This is a genomic window from Sphingobium xenophagum, assembly GCF_031457465.1.
GTDB classification, from domain to species: Bacteria; Pseudomonadota; Alphaproteobacteria; order Sphingomonadales; family Sphingomonadaceae; genus Sphingobium; species Sphingobium xenophagum_A.
In genome coordinates, this window is the sequence record NZ_JAVDWV010000017.1 from 44,177 (window position 1) to 59,609 (window position 15,433).

Annotated in this window: 18 protein-coding genes and 1 tRNA gene; 12 read left to right on the forward strand and 7 right to left on the reverse strand. The window is 63.6% G+C overall.

The genetic code is table 11. The annotated features are described in order from the left end of the window. Nucleotides 1-1,014, reverse strand: coding sequence for a cytochrome c oxidase subunit II (coxB, locus tag J2W40_RS16825; protein ID WP_310226966.1), 1,014 nt, complete (start codon nt 1,012-1,014; stop codon nt 1-3). Nucleotides 1,015-1,298: 284 nt separating this feature from the next. Between coxB and pyrE the strand changes: the two genes are divergently transcribed. From pyrE to lepB, 4 genes are all read left to right on the forward strand, one after another. Beyond that, complete coding sequence (pyrE, locus tag J2W40_RS16830; protein WP_310226968.1) at nt 1,299-1,880, forward strand: orotate phosphoribosyltransferase; 582 nt, start codon at nt 1,299-1,301, stop codon at nt 1,878-1,880. Between the two features lie 3 nt (nt 1,881-1,883). Continuing rightward, entirely contained in the window at nt 1,884-2,621 is a 738-nt protein-coding gene (locus J2W40_RS16835; RefSeq protein WP_310226970.1) for a pyridoxine 5'-phosphate synthase, read from the forward strand. A gap of 160 nt (nt 2,622-2,781) precedes the next feature. Further along, complete coding sequence (acpS, locus tag J2W40_RS16840; protein ID WP_310226972.1) at nt 2,782-3,183, forward strand: holo-ACP synthase; 402 nt, start codon at nt 2,782-2,784, stop codon at nt 3,181-3,183. A gap of 62 nt (nt 3,184-3,245) precedes the next feature. Further along, complete coding sequence (gene lepB / locus J2W40_RS16845) at nt 3,246-4,070, forward strand: signal peptidase I (protein WP_310227031.1); 825 nt, start codon at nt 3,246-3,248, stop codon at nt 4,068-4,070. Here lepB and bla read toward each other — a convergent pair whose 3' ends face one another. Further along, nucleotides 4,071-4,901, reverse strand: coding sequence for a subclass B3 metallo-beta-lactamase (gene bla, locus J2W40_RS16850; RefSeq protein WP_310227032.1), 831 nt, complete (start codon nt 4,899-4,901; stop codon nt 4,071-4,073). Nucleotides 4,902-5,095: 194 nt separating this feature from the next. Here bla and J2W40_RS16855 point away from each other — a divergent pair, with 194 nt between their 5' ends. Further along, a complete protein-coding gene (locus J2W40_RS16855) occupies nt 5,096-5,986 on the forward strand; it encodes a LysR substrate-binding domain-containing protein (RefSeq protein ID WP_310226974.1) in 891 nt (296 codons plus the stop codon). 111 nt (nt 5,987-6,097) lie between these two features. Here J2W40_RS16855 and J2W40_RS16860 read toward each other — a convergent pair. Further along, a tRNA-Thr gene (locus tag J2W40_RS16860) sits at nt 6,098-6,172 on the reverse strand. A 115-nt stretch (nt 6,173-6,287) separates the two neighbouring features. On the opposite strand from J2W40_RS16860, the gene J2W40_RS16865 reads away from it, so the two are divergent. Further along, complete coding sequence (locus J2W40_RS16865) at nt 6,288-6,413, forward strand: hypothetical protein (RefSeq protein ID WP_257785054.1); 126 nt, start codon at nt 6,288-6,290, stop codon at nt 6,411-6,413. Here the strand turns inward: J2W40_RS16865 and J2W40_RS16870 are convergent. Then, nucleotides 6,410-8,200: an aminopeptidase P family protein gene (locus tag J2W40_RS16870; protein WP_310226977.1), complete on the reverse strand. Its 1,791-nt coding sequence runs from the start codon at nt 8,198-8,200 to the stop codon at nt 6,410-6,412. The two genes, J2W40_RS16865 and J2W40_RS16870, sit on opposite strands and share 4 nt — an antisense overlap. A gap of 121 nt (nt 8,201-8,321) precedes the next feature. On the opposite strand from J2W40_RS16870, the gene J2W40_RS16875 reads away from it, so the two are divergent. Then, nucleotides 8,322-10,385, forward strand: coding sequence for a S9 family peptidase (locus tag J2W40_RS16875; protein WP_310226980.1), 2,064 nt, complete (start codon nt 8,322-8,324; stop codon nt 10,383-10,385). A gap of 102 nt (nt 10,386-10,487) precedes the next feature. Then, on the forward strand, nt 10,488-10,883 hold the full coding sequence (locus J2W40_RS16880; RefSeq protein WP_310226982.1) for an acyl-CoA thioesterase: 396 nt from the start codon (nt 10,488-10,490) through the stop codon (nt 10,881-10,883). A 114-nt stretch (nt 10,884-10,997) separates the two neighbouring features. Here the strand turns inward: J2W40_RS16880 and J2W40_RS16885 are convergent, their stop codons facing one another. Next, complete coding sequence (locus J2W40_RS16885; RefSeq protein WP_310226984.1) at nt 10,998-12,848, reverse strand: ABCB family ABC transporter ATP-binding protein/permease; 1,851 nt, start codon at nt 12,846-12,848, stop codon at nt 10,998-11,000. Between the two features lie 251 nt (nt 12,849-13,099). Between J2W40_RS16885 and J2W40_RS16890 the strand changes: the two genes are divergently transcribed. Further along, a complete protein-coding gene (locus J2W40_RS16890) occupies nt 13,100-13,417 on the forward strand; it encodes a hypothetical protein (RefSeq protein WP_037476942.1) in 318 nt (105 codons plus the stop codon). Nucleotides 13,418-13,429: 12 nt separating this feature from the next. Here the strand turns inward: J2W40_RS16890 and J2W40_RS16895 are convergent, their stop codons facing one another. Then, complete coding sequence (locus J2W40_RS16895; protein ID WP_310226987.1) at nt 13,430-13,825, reverse strand: type II toxin-antitoxin system death-on-curing family toxin; 396 nt, start codon at nt 13,823-13,825, stop codon at nt 13,430-13,432. Further along, nucleotides 13,825-14,052, reverse strand: a complete 228-nt coding sequence (locus J2W40_RS16900; RefSeq protein ID WP_310226989.1) for an AbrB/MazE/SpoVT family DNA-binding domain-containing protein — start codon at nt 14,050-14,052, stop codon at nt 13,825-13,827. Before J2W40_RS16900 ends, J2W40_RS16895 begins: the two co-directional genes overlap by 1 nt. 94 nt (nt 14,053-14,146) lie before the next feature. Between J2W40_RS16900 and J2W40_RS16905 the strand changes: the two genes are divergently transcribed. The 3 genes from J2W40_RS16905 (at nt 14,147) to J2W40_RS16915 (ending at nt 15,189) form a co-directional block, all read left to right on the forward strand. Then, complete coding sequence (locus tag J2W40_RS16905) at nt 14,147-14,392, forward strand: type II toxin-antitoxin system ParD family antitoxin (RefSeq protein WP_310226992.1); 246 nt, start codon at nt 14,147-14,149, stop codon at nt 14,390-14,392. 138 nt (nt 14,393-14,530) lie between these two features. Continuing rightward, a complete protein-coding gene (locus tag J2W40_RS16910; RefSeq protein ID WP_310226994.1) occupies nt 14,531-14,779 on the forward strand; it encodes a DUF4160 domain-containing protein in 249 nt (82 codons plus the stop codon). Next, entirely contained in the window at nt 14,776-15,189 is a 414-nt protein-coding gene (locus tag J2W40_RS16915) for a DUF2442 domain-containing protein (RefSeq protein WP_310226996.1), read from the forward strand. Before J2W40_RS16910 ends, J2W40_RS16915 begins: the two co-directional genes overlap by 4 nt. Nucleotides 15,190-15,433: the final 244 nt, after the last annotated feature.

Sequence of the window (15,433 nt, forward strand, 5' to 3'; positions counted from 1 at the left end):
TTAAAGCGCGTTGTTGCCGATGTCGCCGGACGGCGGTGCGGGCAGCGAGCTACCCTGCTGCGGGCCCATCGGCCCATCGGGCGCGGCCGTGCCATTCTGCAGCGTGCCACCTTGCGACAGCACCCACTGGTCAAATTGTTCGGGCGGCAAGGCTTCGATCGCGATTGGCATGAAGCCATGGCGCGCGCCGCACAGTTCCGAACATTGCCCATAATAGACGCCAGGCTTTTCGATGGTGAAGCTCTTTTCGTTCAGGCGACCCGGAACGGCATCCATCTTCACCCAGAGCGACGGCACCGCAAAGCTGTGAATCACATCAGCAGCGGTGATGATCAGCTTGACCGGACGACCGGCGGGCAGGATCAGGCGGTTGTCGACGGCCAGCTGGAACGGTTCGCCACCGGCCGTCGCCTGCTCCTTGGTCAGCATGTTCGATACAAATTCGGGGACGCCGACATCGGGATATTCATAGCCCCAATACCATTGATAGCCCGTAACCTTGACGGTCAGCGCATCCTTGGGCGCAGGCTTATACTGGTCGGCGAGCAAACCGATCGAGGGCACCGCAATCACCAGCAGGATGATGACCGGGACGACCGTCCAGATCACTTCGATGAAGGTGTTGTGCGACGTCTTGGATGGCACGGGGTTGGCGCTGCGGCGGTAACGCACCATCACATAGAGCATCAACACCAGCACGAGGATGGAGATCAGCGTGATCAGCGGCAGCAGCATGACATCATGCAGCCAGCGCGCGCTCTTGCCTGTCGAGGTAAATTGTTCCTGCAGGGTGATCTCGCCCGGCTTGGGCATGCCGATGCCTTCGGTCGGCTTCATGCGCGGCGGCGCGGCGACCGTCGCTGCGGGCGCAGCCGAATCAGCAGGCGCGGCGACAGTCTCCGCCGCCGGTGCGGCGACGGCGGCATTGTCCTGCGCGAACGCCGGACCGTTCATCGCCATTGTCGGCGCGAAAGCCAACAATCCTGCGAGAACGAGCGATTTGACCTGTTTCATAGCGTCTTCTTACCCCGTAACCCCTTGGCGCCGCTGCAACGAAGACGCGCGAATGCGCATCGTCCCCGCCCGGTCGGTTCTGCCGCGGCTTATAGGCATGGTTTTTTGATGCCTCAAGCTAGCAGGAGCAGATTTTCTTCGCTGTTGCAACGTTCCCTTCCGGCCCCTATTTCGCTGCTGCGCGCACAGGGGCGCGATCATGGCGCGCCTGTGCGTGCCGTGCCGACAGGGAAGCGGGCCGTGCCAAACAGGGGGCGGACCGCGCGACAGGATAGATAAACGGCATGACCGACGAAGAAGTTTTGGCGGAATTCCGGGCAGCAGGGGCGCTGCTCGAAGGACATTTCATCCTGTCTTCGGGCCGCCGCAGCGCCAATTATCTGCAATGCGCCCGCGTTCTGATGAGCGCCGAGCGGGCGGGCAGGCTGGCGTTGGCCGTGGTGCAGAAGCTGCCACGCGAATTGCGGCAGGAGATCGACCTAGTGGTTTCGCCAGCCATGGGCGGCCTCATCATCGGTCATGAAGTCGGCCGGGCGCTGGGCAAGGACGCGGTATTTCTCGAACGGCCCGAAGGGACGTTCGAACTGCGCCGGGGCTTTGCCATATCGCCGGGACAGAAAATATTGATGGTGGAGGATGTCGTCACCACCGGCCTGTCTTCGCGACAGGCGATCGAAGCGGTCGCGGCCGAGGGCGGCGTCGTCATCGCCGAAGCCGCGCTGGTCGACCGCTCGGCGGGCGAGGTGGATCTCGGTGTGCCCTTCTATCCACTCGTGTCGATCAATTTCCCGGTCTATGACGCCGATGCCCTGCCGCCCGAACTGGCGGCGATCCCGGCAATCAAGCCGGGCAGCCGGAAGGTCTAGCCAATGCCGCATTCCCCCGCACCGCTGCGCCTGGGTGTCAATATCGACCATGTGGCGACCATCCGCAATGCGCGCGGCGGGGATCATCCCGATCCGGTCAAGGCGGCTCTGTTGGCGGTGAAGGCGGGGGCCGACGGGATCACGGCCCATCTGCGCGAGGACCGGCGGCATATTCGCGATGAGGATGTCGCAACGCTGATGGCGGCGCTCAGCGTGCCGCTCAATCTGGAAATGGCAGCGACGGCGGAGATGCTGGACATCGCGCTGCGCTACAAGCCGCACGCTGCCTGCATCGTCCCGGAAAAGCGCGAGGAACGCACGACCGAGGGCGGGCTGGACGCGGCGGGGCAGTTCGAAACGCTACGGCCGATCGTCGCGGCGCTCAATGATGCCGGCATTCGCGTCAGCCTGTTCATCGAGGCCGACGCAGCGCAGATTGACGCGGCGATCCGGCTGGGTGCCCCGGTGGTGGAGTTTCATACCGGCGCCTATGCGCATCTGAGCGGCGAAGCGCGCGCGGTGGAATTGCGCAAGCTGGCCGATGCTGCTGCGCTGGCGGCCAAGAACGGCATCGAACCCCATGCGGGCCATGGCCTGACCTTCGACAATGTTGCGCCGATCGCCGCCATCCCGCAGGTCGCTGAACTCAATATCGGCCATTTCCTGATCGGCGAGGCGATCTTCGGCGGGCTGGAAGGCAGCATTCGCGAAATGCGGCGGCAGATGGATCTGGCGCGGTGATGGGTTGTGCGCATTCCTCCCCGGCACGGGGAGGGGGACCAGCCAAAGGCTGGTGGAGGGGGAGTGCCTCTTGGTGCGACATCTCGAAGGAGCGCGCGCTCCTCCTGCCCCCTCCACCACCGCTGCGCGGCGGTCCCCCTCCCCGTGCCGGGGAGGAATAATGATCATCGGTCTCGGCTCTGACCTCTGCAATATCGAGCGTATCCAGAACTCGCTCGACCGCTTCGGCGCGCGCTTCGAAAGCCGCGTGTTCACCGATGTCGAGCAGGCCAAGGCCAATCGCCGCCCCTTTACCAAGGCGGGAACGCTGGCCAAGCGCTTCGCCGCCAAGGAGGCCTTTTCCAAGGCGGTCGGCACCGGGTTCAAGGCAGGCGTGTTCATGAAGGATATCGGCGTGGTCAATGCGCCATCGGGCGCGCCGACGCTCAACCTTACCGGAGGCGCGCTAGCCCGGCTCGACAGCCTGGTGCCGGCGGGGCATAGACCCGTCATCCACCTGACCCTGACCGACGATCATCCCTGGGCGCAGGCCTTTGTCATTATCGAGGCGCTTCCCCTGTGACGACCGATCCCACCAACGCGCACGACACCACCGCCGATCCCCATGACCCGCCCGAGGACGTGATGCCCAAATCGGACGTCAACTGGTGGCAGGAGATCAAAAGCATCACGCTGCTGATCCTGGCGGTGCTGGCGTTCCACAGCTTCGTCGCCAAACCCTTTTATATCCCGTCCGAATCGATGATGCCGGTGCTGCTGACCGGCGATCGGCTGGTGGTGAGCAAATTCCCCTATGGCTGGTCCTATGTCTCCCCCAGCTTCCATCCGCTCCCTTTTATGAAGGGCCGGATCTTCGGACGGCTGCCGGTGCGCGGCGACATCGTCATCGTGTCGCCGCAAAATAGGCGCGAAGATTATATTAAGCGGGTGATCGGCCTGCCCGGCGACATCATCGAAGTGCGCGGTGGGCAGGTGCTGCTCAACGGCGTGGCGGTAAAGCAGCGGATATTGAAGCCCTTGCGCTTGCCGGTCGATAGCAATGCCCCCTGCCCCCCGCTGCAATTCCCCGGCGCGCGGATGCAGGGCGCAGACGGCAGGGATTATTGCGAATTGCCGGTGCGGCAGGAAATCCTGCCCAATGGCAAGACCTACCTCACCATCGACATGGGGCCAAGCGCGCTCGACTGGTATGGCCCGGTGCGCGTGCCGGAAAACCACGTCTTCCTGATGGGCGACAATCGCGACAACAGCGCCGACAGCCGCGCGCCGCTGGAAGAAAATGGCCTGGGCGGTCCCGTGCCCTGGGAAGCGATCGGCGGCCGCGCCGAGTTCATCACCTTCAGCCTGGACGGCGATTCAAGCTGGAACCCGCTGACCTGGTTCGGTGCCTTCCGCAGCGGGCGGGCTGGCAACAGCCTGCGGCCGGAGAGCGTTACCAACCCGCAATAGCTATTTCACAGCTTCGCCGCGTTCGCGGCCAAGTCGCTTAGCCAGCAGTTGCCGGGATCGGTCGGCATAGCGACGGCACCCTCCCGGCTTGTCGTCATATCGCCCTTCGCCGGCATTATCGGGGTGGGCGGATATCAGAATGTCGCATGGCAACTTGTTCATACGCGCATAGCTCGCCGCAAAGCCGTTAAGGATCGCCGCATTTGATGCTGCGGTATAGCGATAGCCATCGGCCGATACCGGATTGAGGCTGGAAGCGAAGAGCATCGTCTTGCAGGCCTTCTTGTCGCAGGCCCGCCAGCTCCAGCTCATGCTGCCCATCGTATGCCCCGGCGTCGCGTGCGCGGTGATGGCCGTGCGGCCCAGCCTCAACACCTCCCGGTCCTTGACCACGCACACATGCGTCACGCGCGGCCAGCGGCCACCATAGCCCAATTGCGGATCGTCCTTGGCGTGGACTCCCGACCGTAACCCTTCAGCACCGCGCGCGCTTGCGATCACCGTCGCGCCGGTATCACGGGCAAGCGCGGCCAGCCCGCCGCTATGGTCAAAATGCGGCTCCGTGCTCAGAATAAATTTAATGTCTTTCGGGTCAAACCCCAGTTTGCGGACATTGTTCAGTATCGCTGGTGCCGCTTGTGGCAGCGCACCGTCGATCAGTATCAGACCCGCCCCTGTATCGATCAGCGCGACGCTCAGCCCACCAAAACCAACGAGATAGCTGTTTCCGAAGATTTTTTCCGGCGGCAATGGCACAAGCCATTCTTTGGCCTGTTCCACAGCCATCGGACGGGTCAACGGGTCGGTCGCGCCCGGTGCCGGGTCGCGCATTTTCGTCACGCCTCCGTGCGCCTGGGCTGTAATCATCTTAGGTTGCAGCGCGTGGCCCCCGCCTGCGGCCATGATGGCGATTGCCATAGTTGCGATCATTTCGGTCTCCCTTCGCTAACGGGATGCCAATCGGGACCGTGCGTGACAAAGCATGATTTCTCGACAAAGCCATGAGATTAATCAATGTCAGGGCCATGGATCGTGCCCAACTCCCGCTCAACGCCCTGCGCGCATTCGAGGCGGCGGCGCGCCACCTCAACTTCACCCGTGCCGCGATCGAACTGTGCGTCAGCCAGGGTGCCGTCAGCCATCAGGTCGCACAGCTCGAACGTCGCCTTGGCACCCGCCTTTTCCACCGCTTGCCGCGCGGACTGGCGCTCACCGACGAGGGTCAGGCGCTCGTGCCGGTGCTCGCCGACGCCTTCGATCGCGTCGGCGCGACGCTTGACCAATATGCCGATGGTCGTTTCCGCGAGACGCTGAAAGTTGGTGTTGTCGGCACTTTCGCAACCGGTTGGCTCCTGCCGCGCCTCGACACGTTCGCGCGCGCGCATCCATCAATCGACCTGCGCATCTCGACCAACAATAATCGCGTCGATCTGGCGGGCGAAGCGCTCGATTTTGCGATACGCTTCGGCGATGGTGCCTGGCACGGAACGCATGCCGAGCCATTGCTTGCAGCGCCGATGGCTCCGGTCTGCGCGCCCGTCATCGCCGCACGGCTCAAGTCGCCTGCCGACCTCGTCCACGAACAGCTATTGCGTTCCTACCGTCCCGACGAATGGGCGCTGTGGTTCGACGCTGCGGCCGTGCCCGTACCTGTATTTCGCGGTCCCATTTTCGACAGTTCGGCGCTGATGGCCTCGGCTGCAACTGCCGGGCTTGGGGTCGCCCTCGTGCCGCTCGCCATGTTCACCCAGGCGCTTGCGTCGGAGCACCTCGTCCAGCCCTTCAAAATCACGATCGACGCTGGCCGCTACTGGCTGACGCGCCTGATATCGCGTCCCGAAAGTGATGCGATGCGCCGGTTTCGCGACTGGCTGATGGAAGACAGCGCAGCCACGCCTCTCCCGCAATCTTCATAGCGGAACGGTTCAACGGGATCGCGACGACCGACCTACGCCATGTCCTCTTTCATCCCCGGCTACGCGCCTGGTGGGGATATCTCGATTAAACACTGTTTAATGGAATAAAAATGGTGCTGCTGGGGAGGATTGAACTCCCGACCTCGTCATTACCAATGACGCGCTCTACCACTGAGCTACAGCAGCACTCTGTTTCTCATCCGCAAGCGCTCGTCGCGCTGGGAGCCGGGCCTATGGCTGCGTGCGCTGCCCTTGTCAAGGCGGGTTGCGGCGGATGATGCAATTTGCTTAGGGCGTCGGCATGGCCGAGACACAGGATGACAAAAAGGCGCGACTGGCGCAGGCGTTGCGCGACAATCTGCGCCGTCGCAAGGCGCAGGCGCGGGAGACGCCACCCGCCCCCGCGCCCGATCCCGCCAAGGATTAACCCGCCGTCAGCGGCGCGCAGGCCGCCTTGAGCCACGCCAGCGCGTCGCCCTCCAGTTGCGGCCCGACCACGTCCAGCACCTGGGCGTGATAGCTGTCGATCCACGTCTGCTCTTCCGCGCTCAACATGTCGGTGGCGATCAGCGCCCGGTCGATCGGCGCGAAGGTCAGCGTTGCAAAGCCCAGCATCGGCTTTTCCGCCCCCGGCACGGCGCGTTCCTCGACCAGCACCAGATTTTCGATGCGGATGCCATATGCGCCGGTCTTGTAATAGCCCGGCTCGTTGGACAGGATCATCCCCGCCTGTAACGGCTCGTCGCCGCCGCCGAAGGTCGCGATCCGCTGCGGCCCTTCATGCACCGACAGGAAGCTGCCGACGCCATGGCCCGTGCCATGAGCGTAATCCAGCCCCTGCGCCCACAGATATTGCCGCGCAAGCACGTCGAGCTGGCCGCCGCGCGTCCCCGCCGGGAACACGGCCCGCGCCAAAGCCACATGGCCCTTCAACACCAGCGTAAACCGCTCCTGCATCTCGCGGGTCGGCGTGCCGATCGCCAGCGTGCGGGTGACGTCGGTGGTGCCGTCGCGATATTGGCCGCCTGAATCGACCAGATAGAGCGTGCCCGTCTCGATCGGGCGGTTGGTCTTGTCCTCAACCCGGTAATGGACCACCGCGCCGTTCGGCCCGGCGCCGCTGATCGTGTCGAACGACAGGTCTTCGAGCAGGCCGGTGTCTTTGCGGAAGGCTTCCAGCCGGTCGGCGGCGGACATCTCCGTGAGGCCACCCTTGGGCGCTTCGACCGACACCCAATGGAGGAAGCGGCTGAGCGCCGCGCCATCGCGCGCCTGCGCAGCCTTGTGCCCGGCAATCTCGACGTCGTTCTTGATCGCCTTGGGCAGCACGGCGGGATCGCGCAGCGGCAGCACGGTCGCGCCGCCCTGTTCCAGCGCATCGAAGATCGCGGCGACCGCCCGTTCGGGGTCGGCCACCACCGTCTTTCCGGCAAAATCCTGCAGCGCGGCGGCGAAGTTCACACCGTCGCTGACCCGCACCGCATTGCCCAGATGCTGGGCGACGGCATCGTCCATCTTTTCCGGCGCGACATAGAGGTCGGCGGTCGCATCGGCATGGATGATCGCATAAGCGAGCGCGACGGGCGTGCGATCGACATCCTTGCCCCGGATGTTGAAGGCCCAGGCGATCGAATCCAGCGCGGACAGCACCGCGGCATCCGCGCCTGTCTCCACCAGCCAGTCGGCGATCGCCTGTCGCTTGTCGGCGGCGCTGCGCCCGGCAAAGCGATCCTCATGCACCACCAGCCGCGCGGCGCTGGGCGCGGGGCGGTCGGGCCAGACCGCGTCGATCGGGTTGGTATCGACCGCGACCAATGTCGCGCCCTTCTTCGCCAGTGCAGCGCTCGCCGCCTTCACCCAGGCGCTGGTATGCAGCCAGGGGTCGTAGCCGATCCGGCCACCCTGGGGCGCATGGATGCCCAGCCAGTCGGCGATCGAGGTCTGCGGCACGCTTTCATAGGCCCAATGCTCCCCATCCACCTGCTCGCGCACCTGCAGCGTATAGCGCCCGTCAGTGAAGATCGCCGCCTGTTCCGGCAACACCACCGCACTGCCTGCCGATCCCTGAAATCCCGTCAGCCAGGCAAGCCGCTGGGCATAGGCGCCGACATATTCGCTCATATGTTCGTCGGTCAGCGGCACGACGAAACCATCGAGCCGGTCCAACACCAACTGCGCGCGCAGCGCCTTCAGCCGGTCTTCATAGGTGGACATTCATGCTTCCTTGTCTATCGGCCCTTGCGCAGGCCGCAAAGGCGACAACATAAGCAGGCAAAGGCGCTTATGCCAGCGCCCCCGACCAGATCACATCGACCCGATCATATATGGACACTGAATGACCGATCTTTCCCAGCCGCCCGTTGCCGCCCGCCGTCCGCACAGCTTCACCCATCATGGCATCACCCTGACCGATGATTATGCCTGGCTGCGCGACCCCGGCTACCCGGAGGTAACGGACAGCCAAGTGCTGGACTATCTGGCGGAAGAAAACCGCTATTTCGAAGCGGCGATGGCCCCGCACAAGGCGCTGACCGACACGCTGTTCGCCGAGATGAAGGGGCGGATCAAGGAAGACGACCAGTCGGTGCCGCAGAAGGATGGCGACTATATCTATTGGCGCGCGTTCGAAATCGGCGCGCAATATCGCAAATGGTATCGCAAGCCCGTGGCGGGTGGGCCTGACCAGCTGATCCTGGACGAAACCGCCTTGGCGCAGGGGCATGATTATTTCCGGCTGGGCGCGATGTCGGTCAGCCCCGATGGCCGCTATCTCGCCTATGCGATCGACACCAACGGCTCCGAACGGTTCGAGGCGCGGATCAAGGATCTGCTGAGCGGCGAGATTCTACCCGAAATCATCCCCGACACGCTGTCATCTCTGGTGTGGACCAGCGACAGCAAGGGGCTGCTCTACGGCATCGCCAATGACAATTGGCGCACCGACAATACGCGGCTCCATTGGCTAGGCCAGAGCGTGACGAGCGACGTCGAACTTTTCCATGAGGATGATGAAGGCTTCCGCGTCTCCGTCGGCCTGACCTCCTCGGAAAAATGGATCGTCATCGCCACCGGCGACCATGTGACGACCGAAGCCTGGCTGATCCCCGCCGACAATCCGCTGGCCGACCCGATCCTGGTCGCGCCGCGCCAGCCGGGTCGCGAATATGATGTCGATGAGCATGAGGGCACGCTCTACATCCGCACCAACGATGCCCATCCCAATTTCCGGCTGGTGACAGCGTCGCTCGACGCGCCCGACCAATGGACGCAGGTGATCGCGCCCGACGATCATTTCTACCTGACCGACTTCACCCTGTTCCAGCGTTTCTACGTCACCGAAGGACGGCAGGATGGCCTCGACCAGATCGAATTGCGCGATTACGCCACCCATAGCCCCAAGCGCATCCCCTTCCCCGAAGCCAGTTATTGCGCGGGGTTGGACGATAATCCCGAATATGATGTGACGAAGCTGCGCATCGGCTATGAATCGATGGTCACGCCCGACACCATCTATGATTATCATCTGGATGACGGACGGCTCGAAGAGTTGAAGGTGCAGGCCATTCCGTCGGGCTATGACGCCAGCCTTTATACGACCGAGCGGCTGATGATCCCGGCGCGCGACGGCACCGCGATTCCCGTGTCGATCGTCTACCCCAGGGATCTGCCCCGCGACGGCAGCGCGCCGCTGCATCTCTATGGCTATGGTGCCTATGGGCTGGCGATGGAGCCGGGCTTTTCGACCGGGCGGCTGTCGCTGCTGGACCGCGGCATGGTGTTTGCGCTCGCGCATATTCGCGGCGGCGATGATCTTGGCCAGCAATGGTATCTGGACGGCAAGCTCGACAAGCGCACCAATACCTTCACCGACTTTGTGGATATCGCCAAGGGACTGATCGACTTGGGCTATACGGCGGCCGGCAAGATCGGCATTTCCGGTGGCTCGGCCGGCGGCGAGCTGATGGGCGCGGTGATTAATAGCGATCCTGACCTATGGGGCGCGGTGGTCGCGCATGTGCCCTTTGTCGATGTGCTCAACACGATGCTGGACGAGACGCTGCCGCTGACGCCGGGCGAATGGCCCGAATGGGGCAATCCGATTACGGACAAGGCGGCGTTCGAGACGATCTTGGGCTATGATCCTTATAATAATGTGACGGCGCAGGCTTATCCACCCTTGATGGTGACGGCGGGCCTCAACGACCCGCGCGTCACCTATTGGGAACCGGCCAAATGGGTGGCCAGGCTGCGCGCCAACAAGACCGACGACAATATCCTGCTGCTCAAGACCAATATGGGCGCGGGCCATGGCGGCAAGTCGGGCCGGTTCGAGAGCCTGCACGAAACGGCGGAGGAATTCGCGTTTCTACTGTGGCAGTTGGGGGTGGTCGAGGCGTGAGGGGGCCAATCGCTCATCCGTTCGGGCTGAGCCTGTCGAAGCCTCTTTCTTCCTTCCAGGAAGTAATGCCCTTCGACAAGCTCAGGGCGAACGGAGGATAATATGCCCTCATCCTACACCTGCCAGATCACCGCTAGCCCCGATGACATCGACATCCTTGGCCATGTGAACAACGCGGTCTGGGTCCAGTGGATGGAGCGGGTGTCGGTCGACCATTGGAACCGCGATGCCGACCCGGCGCATGTCGATGCCTATATCTGGGTCGTGACCCGGCATGAGATCGACTATCGCGGCAATGTGACGGCGGGCGACAGCGTGACCGCGCGCACCTGGATAGCGGAGGCACCCCGCGGGGCGCGCTTCGACCGGATGATGGAATTTACCGGCACCGACGGCAAGGTGAAGGTCGCGGCCAAATCCACCTGGGCGATCATCGACAAGGCCACCGGCCGCATCCTGCGCGTGCCGCCGGAGGTGGCGGCGAACTTCGTGGATTGAGGCCATGACGCGGTAACGACGAGAGGCAGACCGTTCCCCGGCGGAGGCCGGGGTCCAGGGCGACTCGGCACCGCGCCTGGGGCTTCTGGACCCCGGCTTGCGCCGGGGAACAAGTCAGGATGACGGCACCACCACCTCGAACACATCGCCAATCCCCGCCTCGCCCGGCAGCGATTCCCGCTCGCTCGCCTGCCGGTTCCACATCAGCGCGTAGAGGCCATCGGCGCGCACCAGATCGGCGTGGCGGCCGCGTTCGACGATGCGGCCTTGGTCCAGCACGATGATCTCTTCGGCATCGACAACGGTGGACAGGCGATGCGCCACCACCAGCGTGGTACGCTTGCGACTGATGTCGCGCAGCACGGTCTGGATTTCGGTTTCGGTGCGGCTGTCGAGCGCGCTGGTCGCTTCGTCCAGCACCAGCAAGGGCGGGTCTTTGAGCAATGTCCGCGCGATCGCCACGCGCTGCTTTTCGCCGCCCGACAGCTTGAGGCCACGCTCGCCGACGCGGGTGTCATAGCCTTTGGGCAGGCTGAGGATGAAGTCATGGATCGACGCGGCCTTGGCGGCGGCTTCGATTTCGTCCTGCGATGCGCCTTCGCGGCCATAGCCGATATTATAGCCGACCGTGTCGTTGAACAACACCATGTCCTGCGGCACGATGCCGATCGCGGCGCGCAGCGAGGCCTGGGTCACCTCGGCGATATCCTGGCCGTCGATCGTCACCTGGCCCGACTGTATATCGTAGAATCGGAACAGGATGCGCGCGATGGTGGACTTGCCCGCGCCCGATGGCCCGACGATCGCCAGCGTATGCCCGGCGGGCACCTCGAAGCTGACGTCATGCAAAATCTCCCGCTCAGGGTCATAGCCGAAGCGGACATGGTCGAACCGCACCGCGCCGCCCGGCGCCCGTAGCACCGTCGCGTCCGGCGCGTCGGCGACTTCGGCCTGGGTGTCGATCAGTTGATACATCGCCTCCATGTCGATCAGCCCCTGGCGGATGGTGCGATAGACCATGCCGAGCAGGTCGAGCGGGCGGAAAAGTTGCGCGAGCAGCGTGTTGACCAGCACCACGTCGCCGGTGGTGAACTGGCCAACGCTCCAGCCCCATACGCTATAGGCCATCGCGCCCGCCATCATCAGGTTGGTGATCAACGACTGGCCGACATTGAGCCAGGCGAGGCTGTTCTCGCTCTTGATCGCGGCCTTGGCATAGCGGCGCATCGCCCCGCTATAGCGATCGGCCTCGCGCTGTTCCGCGCCGAAATATTTGACCGTTTCGAAATTGAGCAGGCTGTCGACCGCATGGGCGACGGCGTTGGTGTCCATGTCCACCATGTCGCGGCGCAGCTGGTTGCGCCATTCGGTGACGGTGCGGGTGAACCAGATATAGGCGACCACCATGACGAGCGTGGCGGCGACCAGGCCCCAGCCGAACTTCACCAGGAAGATCGCACAGACCGCGACCAGCTCGATGATGGTGGGGGCAATGTTGAACAGGAGGAAATAGAGCATCGTGTCGATGCTCTTGGTGCCGCGCTCGACGATCTTGGTGACTGCGCCGGTGCGCCGGTCGAGGTGGAAGCGCAGCGACAGGCGGTGGAGGTGGACGAACACGTCATCGGCGAGGCGGCGGCTGGCCTCCTGCCCCACCTTCTCGAACACGGCATTGCGCAGATTGTCGAACAACACCGCGCTGAACCGCGCCCCGGCATAGACCAGCACCAGCGCCATGGCGAGGCCGACCGCCGGTTCCATGCCCGGTGCCATCCGGTCGATCACGCCCTTATAGGCAAAGGGCATGGCGATGCTGATGAGTTTGGCGAGCAGCACCAGCAGCATGGCGATGGCGACGCGGCGACGCAGCGCCGGCGCATCGGTCGGCCACAAATAGGGCAGGAAGCGGCGGAAGGTCGCCCAGACGGGCGGCAAGGGAGCGGTTTCGGGCGTTTCGGGAGGCATGGGCCTGCTATGTAGGGCTTATGGCCGGGCGGTCCAGTGGCAAGGGTGGTGCGGGCCGAAGGACAGGCGGCTTCAATTCCTTAACTTCGCACTTTTCCCGCACATTGCGATAGTATGTTGCGCCGCCTTGGTCCTATCGCAAAGCGGAGCTGGAACCATAGCAGCGGTGCGGCCGGTAGGACAGCGCGCTTGCGCAGGCGGGTCTGCCATGGCAGCTTCGTGGGCGTCTCGAACGAGCGAAGGACGGCCCGATGCAACCCTTCACCATGGCGCTTGCACCCGAAAAATTGTGGCAGGCGATCAATCCGCTTTATTGGACGCAAAATGGCGGGCAGATCGGCCTTGTCAACATCACCCTGGGGCAGACGGCGCGCCCCGACATCGAACGCACGGTGCTGGACGAAGTCGGCAGCTATGGCCGCCAGATCGGCCGCATCGGTGATGCGCTCGAAATATTGATCCGCCATTTCGACACGACCGACCTGCCCCAGCCGGAGCGCGACGCGCTGGCGATTTTGATGGGGCAGCTGGCCGACGTCCGCAAAATCAAGGCGCGCGAGCGGGGATAAGGACCGGCGCGGTCAGGCGGGGGCGAGGTGCTGGCGGAACCAGTCGGCCATATCATCCTCCGACAGATTGCCCGCCGCCAGCTCAAGGAAGGCGACGACCAGTTCGGCGTCGGTCGCGGTCAGGCTATGGCCGTTGAGCAGCAGGAAGGTTTCGCTGACAACCGCCGCGATCCGCTTGTTACCGTCGATGAAGGGATGGTTGCGGGCGAGGCCATAGGCATAGGCCGCCGCCAGCGCCGCCGCGTCGGGGTCTCCATAGCTGACGAGATTGTGCGGCCGCGCCATCGCGCTTTCGAACAGGCCGCGATCACGCAGCCCATCGCCACCGCCGCCATGTTCGGCAATCTGTTCGGCATGCGCCGCCTCCGCCACGGCGAGCGTGACCCAGATCCAGCCCTGATCCGCCATTATTTGGCCAGTTCGCGCAGCGCCCGCTTGCGCCGGGCCATGACATCCCGCGCGGCCGCCATCTGCGCATCGAAATCCGGCTCAGCCGCCGACAATTCGATCCCGCGTGGCGTGAGGACGACAGACAGCGTGTCTCCCGCGTTGGCATCGAGATGCGCCAGCAATTCCTTGGGCAGGATGACTCCGGCGCTGTTGCCGATCTTGGTGATTTTGAGGGGCATGTTCATACCGGCGTTATAACATAGGTTGTTGCAGCAGTGCAACGGCCACTCTTCTTGTCAATATTAGCGCAATATTGTATATATTATAGCCATGGCTCAGATGAACATCTCCCTCCCTGATGGCCTCAAAAGCTGGATAGAGGCCCGCGTCGCCGAAGGCCGCTACAGCAGCAGCAGCGATTATGTCCGCGACCTGGTTCGGCGCGAGCAGGAGGCGGAGGAAAAGCTGCGCATCTTGCGTGCCGCGATCGAAGAGGGGCTGGCGTCGCCGGAGACCAACGCGACCATCGCCGACATCATCGCTGAAGGTCGCGCCCGACGGGCCGCCCAATCACGCGCGGGATGATACTGCGTATCAGGGCGAAGGCCCGGCGCGGCATTTTTGATTGGGGATCATCGCGGTGCCGGCTGCGCAACAGCGGATAGTAGCTCGATGATCTCCCGGCCTGCTTGAAATAACCCAACCGATAGGTTATTTATCGCCATGGTTACGATCCATCGTGCGCATGGCATGCGCTTCGTCATCTACACGCACGATCACGAGCCGCCGCATGTCCATGTGCTGGGCAATGGCGAGTTGAAGGTCGCGCTGTCGCCGGATGGCGCGCTACCCCAACTCATATATGCGATCGGCATGAAAGCGGCGGATCGCAGGCGGGCGATGGATGTGGTGCTGGAGCGGCAGGCAGCGTTCATGACGCACTGGCGCGCGATACATGGAGATGAGGAATGACGGATCACTGGTCCGATGCGCAGATCGACGCGGCAGAGGCGCGGGGCCGGGACGCGCTGGCGAACGAACCACGCGCGCTAGCCGCGCGCTATGACCGCAAGGCGGCGCGCATCATCGTCGACCTCGCCAGTGGCGCAACCTTCGCCTTTCCGCCCGGCCTGGGGCAAGGGCTGGAAGCGGCAACGCCCGATCAACTGGCGGAGGTGGAGATTGCGGGCGCGGGCTTTGGCCTGCACTGGGAAGCGCTGGACGTGGACCTTTCCGTCCCGGCGCTGATGGCCGGATCGTTCGGCACCAAGGCCTGGATGCGCGAACTGGCGCGGCGGGCGGGCAGCGTGACATCGCCCGCCAAGGCTGCGGCGGCGCGGGTTAATGGCGCGAAGGGTGGGCGACCGAAGAAGGTGGGGTGATATCAGTGACAACCTATATCCAGAAATGGCGTGATCTGTTAGTTTTGCAGACCACGCCACTCAGAGATCGCGGCCTAACCGCAACACGTTGTTTCACAAACGTGATGCAGCCCATTTAGCACATCGATCACGTTGTGTAACAACGTAGGCATTATTTTTTATTAATCCTTTGATTTACAATGAAACATTTTGATTTGCTCTTAAAGGCACAAATGGTAAACAAAACAGGGGTCAAGTGTACCAG